The organism is Streptomyces sp. NPDC033177, assembly GCF_055577715.1.
Genome location: NZ_JBVIPS010000001.1, coordinates 751,670 through 769,707, shown reverse-complemented (window position 1 = coordinate 769,707; position 18,038 = coordinate 751,670). Strand labels below are relative to the sequence as shown.

Sequence of the window (18,038 nt, the reverse complement as noted above, 5' to 3'; positions counted from 1 at the left end):
GCCTAGAGCGGCAGCGCGCACACGGCGAGCGGGGCGGCGAACGGCTTTCCGGCCAGGCGTAGTTGGCCGCCCTTTCCCACCTGGAAGACGCTCACCGAGCTCGACTTCTGGTTGGCCGCGAACAGCAGGCGCCCGGACGGCGAGAAGGCGATGTGCCGGGGGAAGTCCCCGCCGACGGGGACCGTGTCGAGCAGCCGCAGCCGGGCGCCGCCCGCTTCGATCGCGTAGCGCGTGAGGCTGTTGTGTCCGCGGTTGGCGAGGAAGGCGAAGGTGCCCTCCCGTGTGACGAGCAACTGCGCCGGATAGCTGGTGCCCTCGCCTGTACCCGTGGACTGCGGGGCGCTCGGCGTGAGCCGCCCGCTCGCCGGGTCGTACGCGCAGACCACCACCGTGTTGTCGACCTCGTTCGCCAGATAGGCGAAGCGCCCGGAGGGGTGGAAGGTGAGATGACGCGGACCCGCGCCCGGTCGCAGGACGGCGAAGGAGACCTGGGTGAGTTTCCCCTTCTTCGTGTCGAGGCGGTAGCTGTAGACCGTGTCGTTGCCCAGGTCGACGGCGAGGACATGCCCACCGTCCGGACTCGTCACGATCTGGTGGGCGTGCGGCCCCTCCTGCCCCGGGCCGGGAGGAGGGCTGGAGTGGGTGACCACGTCACTCAACTCACCCAGGGCGCCCGATGGTTGGACCGGATGGACGGCCACGCTCCCGGAGAGATAGTTCGCGCTGAGCAGCCAGCGACCGCCCGGGTGCACGGACAGATGGCAGGGCCCGCCGCCACCCGTGCCACGCGTTCCCAGGACCTCGGGCCCCGCGGAGGAGAGCGCTATCGCGGTCACGCCGCCCTGATCGCGCTCATTGACGGCATAGAGGGTTTTGCCCGAGGGGTGGAGGCAGAGGTAGGAGGGATCGGGCACGCCCGTCAGCGTGCCGGTGGCCGTGATCCGCCCCGTCGTCTCGTCGTACGTCGCAAGACCGAGGCCCTCGCCGCCGTCGGGCTGACTGGTGTAGGTGCCGAGGAACAGTTGCCGGTCGCGGCGCGGCGGTCGTACGGGGGACAGGGAGGACGCGGAGGCGGACCCGGGCGTGGCGACGACCGCGGCGGCAGCGGTGGCGGCGACGGCTCCTATGAACCCGCGCCGCCCCCAGCCGTCCGCCTCGGGCCGACCGCCGGACCCGGTGTTCATCCCTGCCGTCCCTGCCGCCATGTCCGCTCCTCATGTGTCGGTGGTGACGCGTGTGGCAGACAGCGTGATGCCCAGAGTCCCCACGATCAAGGGGTGCATCTCGGGTTGCGTTCCGTGCAACGCGGGGTGCCGGGCCCACCACCCGGCTGGTTCACGCCGTTCTTCCTGCCGACCTCGATCCTCGGCACGGTTTCCGTCATCGCTCTGACAGCCTGCAGCGCGGGGCTCGCCCGCGCATGCGGCCGCCGACTGCCGGACCCCGAACGGGCTCCTGGCGTTCAGTTTTCATCACACCGCCGGCGGTGTCCTCCAGCTCACCGTCACCCCGCTCGGCCCCGACGCGGCGATCCGTGCGACGGGCATCCCGCCGTACCGGCGCCGTCGCGTCGGCCTCGCGCTGACGGATGAAATCCCTGGTGGCGCCCACTGGTTGACCACCGAGCCGACGCCGCCGAAGCGCCGGCCCGCACCACCGGCACCGTCGCGGCCGCCAGCAGGCCCTCCTCGTGCGCGTGATCGTGGCGGCGAGTGTCCGTGCCCCTTGATGCGGTGCGCGATCGGGGTCGCGCACAGCGCGTGCAATACGGAGAGTAACTGCGGTGAATCGGCCGCGAATATGCGCCGCGGTATGGCCGGGGATGCCCCTAGGAGGTATGAACTGGCCCTGAGCGGGCAAGATGTAGGTGCCATTCGCGGTGCCGCCCCAGACCCCGGCGGCGTCGGGCGCCGGCGTCAGGGCCGCGCCGCTCGCGTTTTCGTTACTCTTCGTATGCGGGGTGTAGGAAATTGGGGGGTGGACCATGGGCACGCCCGACCCGGGCTTTGGGCTGCACCACCATGTGGTCGACGGATCGCTCGTTCTGACGTTCCGAGGCGAACTGGACGCCTGGGCGGATCTGGAACTCTCGCCGCGCATAGCGGAGTTACTGGACCGGCCGGGCGCTGACGTGGTGGTGGACCTGCGACAGGTCACGTTTCTGGACGCCGGCGGCCTGCGGCTGCTGGTGCGCATCAAAGGCCGAACCGTCGCGAAGCGGCGCACCCTGCGCGTGGTTCGCAGCACTTCACGCGTCTGGCGGGTGCTGCACATCACCCGCCTCGACCGCAGCTTCACCGTCCTGGACAGCATGCCCGCCGCCCTCGAAACGCCGGACGACGAAGAGGGAAGCGTGAACGTGCCCGCCTAGAGCGGGCACGTTTCGCGTGACGTCTCCGCGCCCGCTCTGCTGCCTGCCGGGACAAGATGGCCGGTTCCGGCTCGGGAGGCCAGCGGCGGTCAGCCCTCGGGGCGCAGCAGGCCGCGCTCGTACGCTTTGGCCAGCCGCTGGGGCACCAGGTAGGCGGAGCCGTCGACGGTGACCGGCACGAGCTGCGGGGTGGTGGCCTTCCACTGTGCGCGGCGGTGGCGGGTGTTGCTGCGGGACATCTTCCGCTTGGGTACGGCCATGGGTTCGGGTCCTCTCTCGGCGGTGCGACCCCGAGGCTATATGAAAATGGGTCCCATTTCGAATTAAGGTCGAGTCCGTTCCGAGCGGGGCCTGAGTCCGTGGGGCAGGACCGTGGTTGACAGTCCGGACGCGGCCGCGACAGCATCCCGGCGATGGAGATCACCGACCTGACCCCGGCGGAGCACCGCGTCTGGCAGGCGTTCCCGCTCGGCGAGGGCGTCGACTTCCGTGAAAGCCCCGGCAGCGAAAGCCCCGACGACGACCCCCGGGCCGGCGGCTCCTGGGGACCCGAACGGACCGTACGCGCCGAGGTGTTGCGCGCGCTGCTGCTCAACGGCCCGACGCGGGACGGCGAGACGGCCGGCATGAAGCTGGCGGGCGCGCGCATCACCGGGCGGCTCGACCTCAGGTACGGAACGGTCGAGCACCCCGTACGCCTGCGGTCCTGCCACTTCGAGGGCACGCCGAACCTGTACGGGGCCCAGGTCCGCGCCCTGGTGCTGAGCGATTCCGTCCTTCCGGGGCTGAGGGCGGGAACCCTGCGGGTGGAGTTGGTCCTGCGGATCACCTGCTGCCGGATCGCGGGGCCCGTACGGCTCGCGGGCGCGCAAATCGCCGGGGCCTTCTTCGCCAACGGCGCGGAGCTCGGCACCCCGCCCGACCCCGACGAGCCGGCCGCACCGGACCCCGCGGTGGCGGACGAAGCGGTGCTGCAGCTGAACCACGCGGACATCGGCACCGATCTGTGGGCCGTGGGTCTGGTGGCCCACGGCCAGGTCCGGCTGAACGGCGCCACCGTGGGAGGCCAGGTCAATCTCGACGACGCCGAGCTGAGTGTCCCCGGTGAAGTCGCCCTGCACGCCGAGACCTTGTCGGTCGGCACCGACCTGCGGGCCATGCGGCTGCGCGCCCACGGCACGCTCAACCTCAGCGGCGCCAGGATCCCGCGGCACGTCAACCTCGCCTACGCCCGCCTCTCCCACCCCGGCGGGTCGGCCCTGCGCGCCAGCAGCTGCGTCATCGGCGAGCTGTGGCTGCGGGAAGCCGCTCCGATCCAGGGCACCGTGAACCTGCGCCGCTCCCAGCTCGACCTGCTGCACGTCCCTCCCGAGGTGTGGCCGGGCGCGGTGAAGCTCGACGGCCTCGCCTACCAGCGGCTCGCCCCGCACCTGCCCGCCGAGCAGCGGCTTCCGCTCCTGGAGCGCGAGGCGGGCGGCTATCTCCCGCAGGGCTACGAGCAGTTGGCCGCCGCGTACCGCACGGTGGGCGACGAGGCCGCCGCCCGCACCGTGCAGCTGGCCAAGCTCCGCCGCCACCGGCGCACCCTGCCCCCGTACGCCAGGATCTGGGGGCATCTTCAGGATGTGACCGTCGGCTATGGATTTCGGCCGATGCGCGCCGCCGGGTGGCTGCTCGTCCTGCTGCTCACCGGTGCGCTCACCTTCGCCCTGCACCATCCGCCCGCCCTGAAGTCAGACGAGGCCCCCGACTTCAACCCTGTCTTCTACACCCTCGACCTGCTCATCCCGATCATCGGCTTCGGCCAGGAGCAGGCGTACGCGCCGGAGGGCTGGTACCAGTGGCTCTCGTATCTCCTTGTCGCCACGGGGTGGGTCCTTGTCACCACGGTCGCGGCCGGCATCACCCGCTCGCTCAGCCGCCAGTGACGAACATCGTCGACCTGGACACAGACAGGGCGACGATCGATATCCTCCAGCGAAACGCTCAAACGAACACCTGACGGGTACGTCGCGAGGGGGCCGGCAGCATGCGGGAGCCGAGGGATGTCAGGCGGCAGCGGATACTCGCGGTCGTGGAGTCGCGTGGCGAGGCGCGGCTGAGTGATCTCGCCGACGATCTGGAGGTCTCGGTGATCACCGTGCGCCGGGACGTGGAGGACCTGGCCCAGGAGGGCAGGCTGCGGCGCGGGCACGGCGTGGCGCGGTCCATCGGTCCCGTGGAGCGCGGCGTCGCGCCCGCCGAACCCGTGGCGAGCGGCGGCGCCGTGGCGCTGATGGTGCCGGAGCGGCACACCTATCTGTACGAGACGATGCACGGCGCCCGAGGCGTCCTGAACGAAGCCGGCATCCGGGTCGCCCTGCACATCGCGCCGCAGGTAGAGGGCGCCGAACGGCCGCTGGTCGAGCGGGTGCTGACCGAAGGCGTACGGGGTCTGCTGATCGCCCCGCGCTGGCGCACCGAGGCCGAGGAGGAGGCGGACTACGCCTGGCTCGCCGCTTCGGGCGTGCCCACGGTCCTGATGGAGCGGCGCCCGCGCGCGGGCAGTGCGCTGCACGCCATGGACTCGGTCTGCACCGACCACTGGTACGGCATCCACCTCGCCGTCGACCACCTCGTGGGGCTCGGCCACCGGCGGATCGTCCTGGCCGCGCGCGACGACAGCCCGACGGCCCGCGCCCTGCGCGCGGCCTTCGCCGAGATCGCCGCCGCCAGGAGCGAGGTCGAGGACTGGAGCGTGATGCTGAGCGCCGAGGGCGCGGGCCCCGGCCGGGCGCGCGAGCCGCTCGACCTCGCGGCGCGGCTGCGCGAGCGCGGGGCGACGGCCGCTGTGCTGCACGGCGACGTCGACGCGCTGATGCTCGTGCAACAGCTCATGGACCGCGGGGTGCGGGTGCCGCAGGACTGCTCGGTGGTGGCGTACGACGACGTGGTGGCCGCGCTCGGCAGCACTCCGCTGACCGCCGTGTCCCCGCCGAAGCACGAGGTGGGGCGCACGGCGGCGGGCCTACTGCTGCGCAGGCTCGATGAGTTGGCGGGTCCCGGCGCCGTCCCCGCGCAGCGCGTGGAGCTTCTGCCGGAGCTCAAGGTCCGGGGATCCGCCACCGGTGTAGGGATCGTTTGACCGCTTCAGTTTCTTTTGATCGATCTATTGACCGGCATCGTTCACGCGATCAGGATTCCCGTGTCCCGAACAAGAGCCGCGGGAGGCACCCATGCCTGGTCGACCGAGCCGCCGGTCCCTGCTCGCCGTGACAGCCGCCGTTCCCATGGCAGGTGCGCTCAGCGCCTGTTCGGGCAGCACGGGCCGTACATCGAGCAGCAAGGGCGGCACCACACGCATCACGTTCTGGTCCGCACTGCGCGGAAGCCAGGAAGTGGTCGACGCGTTCAACAAGACACACGACCGCATCCAGGTCGAGTTCCAGCAGATCCCGTCCGGCGCCATGGGCGGATACGCCAAGCTCAGCAACGCCGCCCGGGCCGGCAACGCCCCGGACGTCGCCACCCTCGAATACCCCCAGGTCCCCGGCTATGCCATCGACGGCGTCGCCCGGGACATCACCTCGCTCGTCAGTGACCGGCTGCGCGCCAAGCTGCTGCCGCAGGCCCTCGGCCTCACCACCTTCGAGAAGCGGATCTACTCCGTGCCGCTCGACGTGGAACCGATGGTGCTGCACTACCGCTCCGACCTGTTCGACCGGTACGGGATCGAAGTCCCGCGCACCTGGAGCGAGTTCACCGAAGCCGCCCGCGCCGTACGGGGCAAGGCGCGCGACCGGCGCATCGCGCTCTTCCCCACCGACGGCGGCACCCAGTTCGCCGCGTGGGCGTGGCAGGCGGGCGCCCAGTGGTTCGACACCCGTGAGGGCGCCTGGAACGTCTCCCTGACGGACCGCCCCACCCGGGAGGTCGCGGCGTACTGGCAACGCCTCATCGACGAGGAACTGCTCTTCGTCAACGCCTCCGAGAGCAGGCACTACGACTCCCAGCTCGCGGAAGGCCTGGTCCTTGCCCGGCTCAGCGGTGCCTGGGACGCGGGCGCCCAGATGAACGCGAGACCGGGCCAGAAGGGCCGATGGGCCATAGCCCCGCTCCCGCAATGGGACCCCGGGAACCCCGTCGTCGGCACCCACGGCGGCTCCACGTTCGCCGTCACCAAGGACTCCCGGCAGCCCGAGGCCGCCATGGAGTTCATCGAGTGGCAGGTCTCGCACCCCGACGCCCTGCGCGCCCGCCTCTCCAGCGGCACAAGCAGCCAGTACCCCGCCGTCCCCGACCTGGTCTCCGTGGGCCGCAAGGCCTTCGACCGTGCCTACTACTCGGGCCAGGACATCTACCGCCTCTTCGAGAAGCAGGCGGAGACGATCCGCGACGGCTGGGTCTGGGGGCCGCGGATGACCGCCACCCAGAAGGTGATGCAGGACGGCTTCGCCCGCGCGGGCGGCGGCAAGGGCTCCCTGCTCGACGCCGTGCGCGCGGCGCACGACGGCACCATGCCGGACCTCAAGGCCCTCGGCCTCGCCACCACCGAGCACAGCACATGACCGGCCCCCACGCCCCGGCACGACAGCGGCCCACGTACCCCGTCGACCACCAGAGCACCAGCAGAAAGGCAGGTGACCCCCGATGACCACGACCGCACCCCCGGCCCGCGCCACCCGCACCGCCGACGCCCCCGTCGCCGACCGCCGCGCCCCCGCGCGTGCGCGACGCCGCGAACACATGGCGGCCGGCGTCCTGATGACCCCCTTCCTGATCCTGCTCCTGACGGTCTTCCTGATACCCGTCGGCACCGCGGTCTGGCTGAGCTTCTTCAGCGACGACCAGCCGGGCCTCGGCTTCGGCCCGGAACGCACGGTCTTCGTGGGCCTGCGCAGCTACACGGCCGTCCTCACCGACCCGACCTTCCTCGGCAGCCTCGGTCTGGTCGCCCTCTACTGCCTGATCTACATCCCGCTGATGGTGGCCGGCGCCCTCGGCCTGGCACTGCTGCTCGACTCGGGCGTCGTACGGCTGCGCGCCTGGGCCCAGTTGGGGCTCTTCCTGCCGCACGCGGTCCCGGGCATCATCGCGGCGCTCATCTGGCTCTACCTCTACACGCCCGGTCTCAGCCCGGTCGTCGACGTGCTCTCCCAAGGCGACATCCACATCGACTTCCTCGGCGTGAACACCGTGCTCCCGTCGATCGTGAACATCGCCCTGTGGAGCAACCTCGGCTACAACATGGTCATCTTCTACGCCGCCCTGCAGGCCGTGCCCCGCGAAGTGATCGAAGCGGCCGTGGTCGACGGCGCCGGACCGGTGCGCACCGCACTGCAGGTCAAGGCGCCCCTGGTGCGCTCCTCGATCGTCATGGTCGCGATGTTCACCCTGATCTGGGCGATGCAGCTGTTCACCGAACCGATGCTGCTCAGCCAGTCGTCCCCGATGGTCAACTCGCGCTTCTCGCCCAGCATGTACATCTACGACGCGGCCTTCACCCGCAACAACTACGGCCTGGCAGCCGCCGCCTCGGTGATCCTGCTCCTGTGCACGGTCGCCCTCTCCTACGGCGTCACCCGCTGGACCAACCGCTCCCAGAAGGAGGCCGCACGATGAGCGCCGACACCCTCAGCGCGCACCGCCCCCGCCTCCTGGGCCGCACCGTCGTGAACACCGTCGTCGGCGTCGCGGTGCTCTACACGCTGCTGCCCGTCCTGTGGCTGGTGCTCGCCGCGTCCAAGAACCGCGACGCGCTGTTCAGCAGCAACTTCTTCTCGCTGGCCGACTTCTCCCTCGTACAGAACCTGCGCGACCTCTTCGCGATGGACGGCGGGCTCTACGGCCGCTGGTACACCAACAGCCTTCTCTACGCCGTCCTGGGCGCCGCGATCAGTGCCCTGGTCAGCGTCGCCTGCGGCTACGCTTTCGACAAGTACCGCTTCGCGCACAAGGAGAAGGTCTTCGGTCTGGTGCTCGCCGCGGTGATGGTGCCGCAGACGGTGCTCGCGCTGCCGCTGTACCTGATGGCCTCGGCCACGGGCGTCGTGGACACCTTCTGGGCGGTGTTCATCCCGGTCCTTTTCAACCCGTTCGGCGTCTATCTGGGGCGGATCTTCAGCCAGGGATACGTGCCCGACGAGGTACTCGAAGCGGCCCGGGTGGACGGCGCGGGGGAGCTCACCACCTACGTCCGCGTGTCCCTGCGGATGCTGGGCCCCGGTCTGGTCACGGTGTTCCTCTTCCAGCTCACCGCCATCTGGAACAACTTCTTCCTGCCGATGGTGATGCTCTCGGACGAGAAGCTTTACCCGGTCAGCCTCGGCCTCTACACCTGGAACAGCTCGGCCACCGTCTCGCCCGAGTACTACCCCGTGGTGATCATTGGTTCGCTCCTCGCGGTGCTGCCGCTGATCCTCGCCTTCGTTCTGCTGCAACGCTTCTGGAAGTCGGGTCTGACAGCGGGCTCGGTCAAGTGAGCCATGCGGGCCATGTGAGCCACGTGCACCATGTGAAAGGGAATGTGTTGAAGAACGGCAGTCGCCATCCGCGTACCGCGCTCGCCATGGCCCCGGACGCGGCCAAGGCCGTGCTCGGCCCCGATGCCCTGGCCGCACTCGGCAGCGTCTGCGATCTGGTGCCGGACACCGTCCTTGACGACTTCACCACGGAGCGCGCACGCGCCGTGCTCCGTGAAGTGGAGGTCCTGGTCACCGGCTGGGGCTGTCCGCCGCTTGACGCCGCCGCGCTCGCGGCGGCGCCCCGGCTGCGGGCCGTCGTGCACACCGCGGGGTCGGTACGCGGCCACATCACCCCGGAGTGCTGGGACCGTGGCATCGAGGTGTCGTCGGCGGCCGCGGCCAACGCGCTGCCCGTCGCCGAGTACACCGTCGCCATGATCCTGCTCAGCGGCAAGCGCGTCCTGGAGCGGGCCCGGGAGTTCAAGGCCACCCGGCGCCGCGATGAATGGCTCGGCTTGTCGCACGGCGTGGGCAACTACCGCCGTACGGTCGGCGTCCTCTCCGCCTCGATGATCGGCCGCCGAGTCATCGAACTCCTGCGCCCCTACGACCTCCAGGTGCTGCTGCACGACCCGTACGTGTCCGACGAGGAAGCCCAGACGCTCGGCGTACGACCCGTCGGCATCCGGGAGTTGTTCGCGAGCAGCGATGTCGTCAGCGTCCACACCCCGCTGCTGCCCGCCACCCGCGGTCTGGTCGGCCGTGAGCTGATCGCCGCGATGCGCCACGAGGCGGTACTCATCAACACGGCCCGCGGCGCCGTCCTGGACCAGGACGCCCTCACCGAAGCCGCGCTGGCCGGCCGTGTCCGCGCCGTCCTGGACGTCACCGACCCCGAAGTCCTGCCCCACGACCACCCGTTGTGGGAGTGCGACAACGTCATGATCACCCCCCACCTCGCGGGTTCCCAGGGCAACGAGTGGGGACGCCTCGCCGATCTCGCCGTCGCCGAGGTCGGCCGCTGGGCCGCGGGCGACGGTCTCGCCCATGCCGTACGACGCGAAAGGCTGGCCTACCTCGCATGAGCATCCTCGGACTGCCTGAAGACAACCGGGAGTTGAGCCCCCACACCGGCTACACCCGCGAGCACTGGGAAGCAGCCGCCGACGGTCTCCTGGGCGCCGCCCGGAAGTGGGCGACCCCGCGCGGCGCCCTGCTCGACCTGCCGGGACGCCCCTCCGCGTCCGGCGTACGGTCCGACGGCCTCGAAGGGTACGCCCGCACCTTCCTCGCCGCCGCGTTCCGCGTGGCGGGCGCCGAGGGAAAGGACCCGCACGGCTGGCTCGACCGGTACGCGGAAGGGCTCGCGGCAGGCACCCGCACACCCGGCCGCGACGACACCGAGTCATGGCCGGTGATCCTGGACCATCACATCCAGGGCCAGCCGATGGTCGAGTCCGCGTCCGTCGCCCTCGGCCTGCGGCTGACCCGCCCCTGGTTGTGGGACCGGCTCGACACCGACGTACAGGACCGGGCGGAGCAGTGGCTGCGCGGCGCGATCCGTCACGTCCCCGCGCCCAACAACTGGTACCTCTTCCCCTACACCGTGGCCGGGTTCCTGGAGTCGGTGGGCCGCGGTGACGCGGCGACGGCCAGGGCACGTGAGCGAGCACTCGACCTGCTGGAGGCCTGGTACCGAGGCCAGGGCTGGTACGCCGACGGAGACGGCCGGGCCTTCGACCACTACAACGGCTGGGCGCTGCACCTGTACCCGACACTGGACGCCCAACTGTCCTCCGATCCGGCCGAGTTGCGCCGACACGGTGCCCGCCTGCGCGAGCACCTGGAGAGCTTCGGACTCCTCTTCGGCGCCGACGGCGCACCGATCCACTTCGGCCGCTCCCTGACCTACCGCTTCGCCGCGGGTGCGTCCGTGGCCCTCGGTGCGCTCACCGGTCACACGCCCCTGAGCCCCGGCACCTCGCGGCGGCTCCTCAGCGGATCACTGCGCTACTTCCTGGACCGCGGCTCCGTCGGCGCCGACGGACTGCTCAGCCTCGGCTGGCACGGCCCGCACGACGCGAGCCTCCAGACCTACTCGGGGCCCGCGTCGCCGTACTGGGCGTCCAAGGCGTTCGTCGGCCTCCTGGCACCGGCCACCCATCCACTGTGGACCGCCACGGAGGAACCGGCCCCCAGCGAGAGCCGCGACACGGTCCGCGCGCTGCCCGCGCCCGGCCTCCTCGTACAGAGCACCCGCGCCGACGGGATCGTACGGCTGCACAACCACGGCAGCGACCACGCCCGCCCGCACGAGGCCGAGGTCGCGGCTCACGAGGACCCGCTCTACGCCCGCCACGCCTACTCCACGCGGACCGGCCCCACGGCACGCGGCAACATCCCGGACAACCATGTCGCGCTGGAAGTGGCGGGAGTACGCAGCGCCCGTGCCCGCATCCATCCGCTGGGCGCCGGTCAGGGCGACGGCTGGGGGTGGGCGGCGTCCCGGCACACCCCCGCCTTCGTGAGCGGCGCACCCATGGTGCCGGGGCTGCGCGTGGAGAGCGTCACCGTGGCCAAGGGGCGCCACGAACTGCGCGTGCACCGCGTCGTCGGCGCGCCTCACGGGGCCCGCGTCACCCACACGGGCTGGGCGACGGGCCCCGAGGAGACCTTGGTCTCGGCGCTCCACCCTTTGCACGGCTGGACCGACCACGACGAGCAACGCGCCCCCCAGGGCACGGCCTTCACCCGGTGGGCCCACCTCCCACGCCTCACGGCCGAAGCGGAGGGCACGGCGGTATACGCGGCCCTGGCCACGCTCACAGCGGAACCGGATCCCACGCCCTTGGCGGACACGGCCACGGTGGTGAGCGCGACGCGGGACTCCATCGAGGTGCGGTGGACGGACGACGGCTCCGTGACCCGGATCGCCTTCGAACCACTGGCCGTGGAGCACGACTGAGAACGGTGTCCGCTCGGCTCGGCTACTCCACCGTCACCTCCCCGCCCACCACCACGACCTCGGCCTTCGTGCCGGGGATGTCCTCGGGACGTACGCGGAGGATGTCCCGGGACAGGACGACGAAGTCGGCCAGCTTGCCGACCGTCAATGAACCCCGCTCGTCTTCAAGGAAGTTGGCGTATGCGGAGCCCATCGTGTAGCCGTGTACCGCCGTTTCCACGTCGAGCGTCTCGTCCGGCTGCCAGGCCTCGCCGCCGCCGAGGGGGCGGCGGGTGAGCGCGGTGTAGATGCCCGCCATGGGGTCCATTTCGGCGACGTTCCAGTCACTGGAGAGCGCGAGCACCGCCCCCGCCTCGTGCAGGCTCCGCATCGGCCAGGCCTTGTGCCAACGCTCGGCGCCGATGTTCTCGGCCCAGTCCTGGCCGGGGCCCGCGATCTCGGGGGCGCAGTGGCGTGGCTGCATGCAGGCCACGACGCCGAGTTCGGCGAAGCGCGGGGTGTCGGCGGGGTCGAGGCACTCGACGTGCACCACCTGGTGGCGGGCGTCGCGCGGGCCGTTGAGGACGCGGGCGTGCTCGACGGCGTCGAGGACCGTGCGGATGCCCCGGTCACCGGTGGCGTGCACGAAGCACTGAAACCCGCGGGCGTCCAGCTTCGCGAGCAGCTCCGCGAACTCGTCAGCGGGGTAGAACGTGTCGCCCCGGTGGCGCCCGCACCCCGAGTAGGGCTCCAGGAGCGCGGCTGTGCGGGGCTCGACGACATCGTCGATGTAGAGCTTCAGAGGGCCGACCCGCAGTCGGTCGTCCGCGAACCGCCGTGCGGCGGCGGCGAAGTCGTCCAGGTCCGCGTCGGACGTGCCGCGGGGATGGAAGAGCGCCGCCACGATGCGTGACCGCAACCGCCCCTCCGCGCGGGCGCGGGTGAACAGCTCCAGGTCGTCCAGGGAGTTCTGCGGTTCGACGACCGTGGTGATGCCGTAGCCGATCGCGTCGTCCAGGCTCTTGGCGAGGCGCCCGTACTGCCGGTTGGGCGAGGCCCACGGGAGACCGAGTTCGCGCAGCGCCCGGTGCCCGTCGCGGGAGAGGCCCTTGATCGCGAAGTCCTTGATGAAGCCGGTGGGTTCGCCCGTCTCCGGGTCGGTCTCCGCACGGCCGAACGGCAGCGACGTACGGTCGCGGTCGACGCCGAGCCGGCGCAGCGCGGCCGTGTTGAGCCAGGCGGTGTGGACGTCGTAGCTCAGCACGAAGGCCGGGGTGTCGCCGGTCACGGGGTCGAGGTCGGCGGCGACCGGCATACGGCCGCCCGGGACGGCGGAGTAGTCGAACGCCTCGGCCTCGATCCACTCGGCGCCCGGATGCGCGGCACGCCAGGCGCGGATACGGGCGTGGATCTCGTCGAGGGTACGGGCACCGGCGAGCTGTACGCAGGCGTCGTCGGAGCCGAGGCGCACATGATTGTGCGCGTCGATGAAGCCGGGCAGGACCAGGCGACCGGCGCCGTCGACGACCCGTGTGCCCGTGCCGGTCCAGGCGGCCGCCTCCGCGTCGGGGCCAAGCCAGGCGATGCGCCCGTCGAGGACGGCGAGTGCCTCGGCGGATGGGAGGTCCGGGTCGACGGTGTGGATGCGGGCGTTGCGCAGGACGAGATCCGCGGGCCTGGGGGTGGTGCTGGTCATGAGAGGTGAACTCCTCGGGCGGTACTGGTGCGGTACGGGTGGTTCGTGTGGTGAGGGAGGGGCGGAGGGCGCTTCAGGCTGAGGCCTGCGGGGACGCTGGTACGCTGCGGCCGGCCAGCGCCCAGTACGTGAGCCCGGCGACGACCGAGCCGAGCAGGGTGAGGTCACCGCCGCCGAGCGGCGCGACCAGCGGCCCTGTCCACAGCTCCGAGTCGCAGGTCAGCGCGGCGAAAGCCATCCCGGTGAGCAGGGCGGCCATCCCGGCGGGGTGGAATCCGGCCCGGTACCAGTAGGCCCCCTCGCGGCCGGTGATGTGCAGCGCCCCGGTGTCGTACCGGCAGCGTCGCAGCAGCATGTCGGCGAGGAACACTCCGCCCCACGGCGCGAACACGATGATCAGGAGCGAGAGGAAGCTGAGCAGCGACTCGGTGAAGTCGGTCAGGAACAGCGCGCCGAGCGAGCCGAGCCCCGTCACGACAACGCTGATGACGATGGCCTTGGCGCGGCTCCACGGGATGCCGAGTACCTGGAGGTTGAGGCTGGAGGAGTAGAGCGTGAGGATCGAGTTGGTGACCGAGCCGCCGAGCACGAGCAGCAGGAACACCGGCTGGAACCAGCCCGGAAGCAGCCCCTCCACACCCGCGACCGCGTCCGTCATGTCGGCCTGCGTGGCGGCCGCGACGCCCGCGACACCGAGCGCCACGGAGGAGACGAGACCGCCGAGCGCGCCGGCGACGGTGACCGACCGCAGCGAGGTGTCCCGGGGCAGATAGCGGGTGTAGTCGGCCGGCATCGGCAGATACGAGAACGGCCCCGCGAGCATCACCACGAACGCGAGCGTCCAGCCGGAGAAGCCCGCCCCACCGCCCGCCGCCGCACCGAACTCCGCGTCGGGCAGCACGAACACGAGCAGCACCCCGAAGCCGGCCGCCAGCACGTACGCCATCCAGCGCTCGGCGAGCTGCACGGTGGCATGCCCCCACATGGCCACGGCGAAGGTCATCGCGAGGGTCACCGCGAGGGCGAGGGCACGTGCCGCTTCACCGCCCGCCCAGCCGAGGTCGGCGAAGAGGGCTTCGAGTGCCAGCGTGCCGACCACGGTGTTCACGATGGTGTAGCCGATGGAGACCACCCAGTTGAGCAGCCCGGCGGGGAAGTTCCCGAGGACGCCGAAGGCGGCGCGGGAGATGACGAGGGTGGCGGTGCCGGTGCGGATGCCGCTGAGCCCGGCCGCGCTGATGACGAAGAAGGAGAGCCCGCCGATCACGACCACGGCGGTGGCCTGCCAGAAGCTGAGGCCGAAGCTGACGGCGAGGGTGCCGTTGATGACGTAGGTGAAGGTCAGGTTGGAACCGAACCAGAGCCAGAACAGGTCCTTGGCGCTGCCGTGTCTGTCCTCGTCCGGGATCGGGTCGATGCCGTGGGTCTCGACCCGGAACACCTCGTCGCTGGTGACGCCGGTGCTGATCCCGGTGGTGGTCGTTCCGGTGGGCTTCCCGTTGGTCGTCCCGGGGGAAACCGGGGCCTCTTGCGTCATGCGGGCGACCTCCCTCTCCGGCACCCAGACTTTGAATGCCGTTCTATGACCTAGAACGGCATTCAAAATGCGCCACGGTCCTCGGCGCCGTCAAGACCCTGCGGGAAATCCGTCGCGGGCGGCGGGGATAGGGTCGGCGGGTGGAGCAGGACGCGAGGACCGGAACGGGAGCAGGCGTGGCACGACGGCGGGACGGGCAGGTCGCCCGGGACCGGATGCTGGAGGAGGCGATGACGGCGATCGCCGAGGACGGCCTCGCCGCGCTCACCATGTCCGCGCTCGCCGAGCGGCTCGGCACCAGCGGCGGCCACATCCTGTACTACTTCGGCAGCAAGGACCGCCTGCTCCTCGAGGCGCTGACCTGGAGCGAGGCCGCGCTGAGCGAGGAGCGGCGCGTCCTGCTCGCGGGCCGCGCGGCACCCGCCCGCAAGCTCGACCGGTTCCTGCGGATGTATCTGCCCAAGGGGCCGCGCGACCCCCGCTGGATGCTGTGGATCGAGCTGTGGGCACGCGCCGGGGCGAACGAACCGCTCCGCACGGCCCAGGACGACCTGGACCGGGGCTGGCAGGCGGATCTGGAGGTCCTGCTCACCGAGGGTGCGGCCAGGGACGCCTTCGCGGTGGACGACGCCGCGGGGCGGGCAGGCGAACTTCTCGCCCTTCTCGACGGCCTGAGCACCCGTGTCGCCCTCGGACAGCGCGGCGCGGACCGCAAGGGAGCCCTCGCCTCGGCGCGCTCGGCGGCCGAGCGGCTCGTCGGGCGCCCCGAAGCGACCGGTCCGTAGCCCGAGCGGCCGAACGGGCAGGTCGTGATGGTCATGAGGGAGCCGGAGCGTGGAAGCCTCCACCCATGACCGAAAGCGCATACCTCTACATGGCGAACCCTCGGATCACGGTCCTTGGCGTCAACCCCGGCCGGCCGCCCTTTCGCATCGTCGAGCTCGACGGCGAGGTGGTCGGCAAGGCCAGGGAGCTTGTCGACGTCCTGGAGGTGGCCGCTCAGGCGGGTCACGTCGTGCACGACGTGGACGACCCGGATCAGGTGCGCTGGGTGGGCGGCGACAAGTTCACCTGGAAACCGAAGGAGACGGCGGGGCCCGGGGAGCCTGACGGTGCCCGGGGAGCCTGACAGGACCCGGGACCCGGAGAGCCTGACGGGACCCGGAGAACCTAGGGAATCGAGGGAGCCGAACTAGCCGACGCGGGGCAGGCCAGGGGATCGGGGCGGTCGGGCTCCAGGTCGTAGATCCTGTTCAGGAGCGCGGCCTCGTTGCCCGTCAGGCCCGCGCGGCGCAGCGCCTCGTCCGCCTCCGCCATCGGCCCGGCGAGCAGCGAGGCCGCCGCTGCCGGTGAGGGGCCGGACAGCGCGGCCCGTGCGGTGTGCAGCAGCCGCAAGCAGGCCTGGGCGGCGGCCAGTTCCGGGGTCGGCGTGCTGGTCATGTCGAGAGCTCCTCTGCGCGGGGTCACAAGGGCCGGTGGCTCGCACCGGTGGACCCTCCACTCTTGCGCACGGGTCTGACAATCGGGCTCTAGGCGGCCCTGGCGCGGCGGGTGAGCCGCAGCGTGAGGCCCTCCGGCATGAGCGTGAGGCGCTCGACGACCCGCAGGCGGTAGGCGGGGTCGGCGTGCAGGTCGTAGCGGCGCAGGAGAAGACCGAGCACCAACGTCGCCTCGTGGAGCGCGAACTGACGGCCGATGCAGGCCCGCGCTCCCGTGCCGAACGGCTTGAAGACATGGGCGGGCCGCGCCCGTACCGCCGAAGGGGCGAACCGGTCGGGGTCGAACTCCTCGGGCCGCTCGCCCCACGCCGCCGGATCGCGGTGCAGGAGCGTGGCGAGGACGAGCGCCCAGGCCCCCTCGCGCATCGGGTGCACACCGCCGATCGTCGTGTCGTGCAGGGCCTGGCGCGAGAAGCCGGGTGCGGTCGGCCACAACCGCAGTGACTCATCGAGGACGCGCCGCAGGTAGCGAAGCTTGGCGACCTGCTCGTACGCGGGTTCCGCCGCGTCGCCCCAGACCTCGTCGACCTCCGCCTGGGCGCGGGCCAGGACGTCGGGGGAGCGCGAGAGGTAGTGCAGGGCGAACGACAGTGCGCCCGATGTCGTCTCGTGCCCCGCGACCAGGAAGGTGATGACCTGGCGGCGGATGTTCTCGGCGGAGAGCCGCTCGCCGGTCTCGGGGTGGGCGACCTCCAGCATCCGGTCGAGCAGGTCGCCGTCACCGGGGCCCGGAGCGGCGCGGCGGGCCGCGACCACGTCGTCGACGGTGCGGTTGAGATGGGCCATGTCGGCGGCGTTGCGCCGGGTGGCGCCGCGCAGCAGCAGCGGGGCGAGCGCGGGCGGCACGACGTTGCGGCGCTGGGCGTGGGAGAGGGTGCCGACCATGGCCGACACGAAGGGGTGCGGACGGGACCGCTCGAAGGAGCCGAAGTCGTGCCCGAACCCGGTGCGGGAGATCGTCTCCAGGGTCAGTTTGGTCATGTCGCCGGGCACGTCCACCGACCTGCCGGACTCCTCGCGCGCGTCCCAGCGGGCGGTCAGCTGCCGGGCGACGTCCAGCATCAGCGGGTGGTAGCCGGCCATCGCGTCGCGGCTGAAGCCCGGCGCGAGGATGTCGTGCGCCAGCTGCCAGTTGGGCTCGTGGTTGTACGCCGTGAACAGTCCGTCACCGGCCACCGGCCGCAGATTGGCGACGCCGAGACCCACATGCTTGGCGAACCTCGACTCGTCCGCCAGTTCGGCGGCGAGCCCGGCGCCCCAGACGAAGACGATCTCCTTGCCGAACGCCTTGCGGCGGAAGATGGGCCCGAGGCCGCTGCCGATGCGCATCGAATCCTGCACCGGCGTCCGGACGTTAGCGCCCAGGACGTCGCCGATCAGGGGCAGGCGGCGCGGCGGATGCGGTATGAGGTCGAGCCGCGGCCACCCGAGCTCGGCGCTGCGAAACCCCTTGGGGGGAGTTCCGGGCCCCTTCCCCACCTGCGATGTCTGCGACACCTGAGCCATGTGTGCCATCTCCCTTGAGCCGCAGACCCGTTGAGCCTGTTG

16 protein-coding genes are annotated in these 18,038 nt (G+C 71.4%); 10 read left to right on the top strand and 6 right to left on the bottom strand.

Annotated elements, in window-relative coordinates; genetic code table 11:
• Nucleotides 1–2 precede the first annotated feature (2 nt).
• Nucleotides 3–1,205: a lactonase family protein gene (locus tag ACZ5U5_RS03455; protein ID WP_469015648.1), complete on the bottom strand. Its 1,203-nt coding sequence runs from the start codon at nt 1,203–1,205 to the stop codon at nt 3–5.
• 779 nt (nt 1,206–1,984) lie between these two features.
• Here ACZ5U5_RS03455 and ACZ5U5_RS03450 point away from each other — a divergent pair.
• Complete coding sequence (locus ACZ5U5_RS03450) at nt 1,985–2,371, top strand: STAS domain-containing protein (RefSeq protein WP_469015645.1); 387 nt, start codon at nt 1,985–1,987, stop codon at nt 2,369–2,371.
• An 89-nt stretch (nt 2,372–2,460) separates the two neighbouring features.
• Here the strand turns inward: ACZ5U5_RS03450 and rpmF are convergent, their stop codons facing one another.
• On the bottom strand, nt 2,461–2,631 hold the full coding sequence (gene rpmF, locus ACZ5U5_RS03445) for a 50S ribosomal protein L32 (RefSeq protein ID WP_160503106.1): 171 nt from the start codon (nt 2,629–2,631) through the stop codon (nt 2,461–2,463).
• Nucleotides 2,632–2,784: 153 nt separating this feature from the next.
• Here rpmF and ACZ5U5_RS03440 point away from each other — a divergent pair, with 153 nt between their 5' ends.
• The 7 genes from ACZ5U5_RS03440 (at nt 2,785) to ACZ5U5_RS03410 (ending at nt 11,779) form a co-directional block, all read left to right on the top strand.
• Nucleotides 2,785–4,299 (top strand): membrane-associated oxidoreductase, encoded by a 1,515-nt coding sequence (locus ACZ5U5_RS03440; protein ID WP_469015643.1) that lies wholly within the window; start codon nt 2,785–2,787, stop codon nt 4,297–4,299.
• Between the two features lie 101 nt (nt 4,300–4,400).
• On the top strand, nt 4,401–5,495 hold the full coding sequence (locus tag ACZ5U5_RS03435; protein WP_469015640.1) for a substrate-binding domain-containing protein: 1,095 nt from the start codon (nt 4,401–4,403) through the stop codon (nt 5,493–5,495).
• Between the two features lie 91 nt (nt 5,496–5,586).
• Entirely contained in the window at nt 5,587–6,918 is a 1,332-nt protein-coding gene (locus tag ACZ5U5_RS03430) for an ABC transporter substrate-binding protein (RefSeq protein WP_469015638.1), read from the top strand.
• 82 nt (nt 6,919–7,000) lie between these two features.
• Nucleotides 7,001–7,972, top strand: a complete 972-nt coding sequence (locus ACZ5U5_RS03425; RefSeq protein ID WP_469015636.1) for a carbohydrate ABC transporter permease — start codon at nt 7,001–7,003, stop codon at nt 7,970–7,972.
• Complete coding sequence (locus ACZ5U5_RS03420; protein ID WP_469015633.1) at nt 7,969–8,832, top strand: carbohydrate ABC transporter permease; 864 nt, start codon at nt 7,969–7,971, stop codon at nt 8,830–8,832. Before ACZ5U5_RS03425 ends, ACZ5U5_RS03420 begins: the two co-directional genes overlap by 4 nt.
• A gap of 86 nt (nt 8,833–8,918) precedes the next feature.
• Nucleotides 8,919–9,899 carry a hydroxyacid dehydrogenase gene (locus ACZ5U5_RS03415; protein ID WP_469016909.1) on the top strand — a complete coding sequence of 327 codons (981 nt, stop codon included), beginning with the start codon at nt 8,919–8,921 and terminating at the stop codon, nt 9,897–9,899.
• The gene (locus ACZ5U5_RS03410) at nt 9,896–11,779 is read left to right on the top strand and encodes a DUF2264 domain-containing protein (protein WP_469015631.1); all 1,884 of its coding nucleotides are present in this window, start codon (nt 9,896–9,898) and stop codon (nt 11,777–11,779) included. Before ACZ5U5_RS03415 ends, ACZ5U5_RS03410 begins: the two co-directional genes overlap by 4 nt.
• A gap of 22 nt (nt 11,780–11,801) precedes the next feature.
• On the opposite strand, the gene ACZ5U5_RS03405 is transcribed toward ACZ5U5_RS03410, so the two are convergent.
• Nucleotides 11,802–13,454: an amidohydrolase gene (locus tag ACZ5U5_RS03405; protein ID WP_469015628.1), complete on the bottom strand. Its 1,653-nt coding sequence runs from the start codon at nt 13,452–13,454 to the stop codon at nt 11,802–11,804.
• Nucleotides 13,455–13,527: 73 nt separating this feature from the next.
• Nucleotides 13,528–14,991, bottom strand: coding sequence for a purine-cytosine permease family protein (locus ACZ5U5_RS03400; RefSeq protein WP_469015626.1), 1,464 nt, complete (start codon nt 14,989–14,991; stop codon nt 13,528–13,530).
• Nucleotides 14,992–15,206: 215 nt separating this feature from the next.
• Between ACZ5U5_RS03400 and ACZ5U5_RS03395 the strand changes: the two genes are divergently transcribed.
• Together ACZ5U5_RS03395 and ACZ5U5_RS03390 are read left to right on the top strand one after the other, a co-directional pair.
• On the top strand, nt 15,207–15,776 hold the full coding sequence (locus ACZ5U5_RS03395; protein WP_469016906.1) for a TetR/AcrR family transcriptional regulator: 570 nt from the start codon (nt 15,207–15,209) through the stop codon (nt 15,774–15,776).
• Between the two features lie 65 nt (nt 15,777–15,841).
• Nucleotides 15,842–16,120, top strand: a complete 279-nt coding sequence (locus tag ACZ5U5_RS03390) for a hypothetical protein (RefSeq protein ID WP_469015623.1) — start codon at nt 15,842–15,844, stop codon at nt 16,118–16,120.
• Between the two features lie 41 nt (nt 16,121–16,161).
• Here the strand turns inward: ACZ5U5_RS03390 and ACZ5U5_RS03385 are convergent, their stop codons facing one another.
• Together ACZ5U5_RS03385 and ACZ5U5_RS03380 are read right to left on the bottom strand one after the other, a co-directional pair.
• Entirely contained in the window at nt 16,162–16,431 is a 270-nt protein-coding gene (locus tag ACZ5U5_RS03385; RefSeq protein WP_469015621.1) for a hypothetical protein, read from the bottom strand.
• An 89-nt stretch (nt 16,432–16,520) separates the two neighbouring features.
• Nucleotides 16,521–18,005, bottom strand: coding sequence for a cytochrome P450 (locus ACZ5U5_RS03380; RefSeq protein ID WP_469015618.1), 1,485 nt, complete (start codon nt 18,003–18,005; stop codon nt 16,521–16,523).
• Nucleotides 18,006–18,038: the final 33 nt, after the last annotated feature.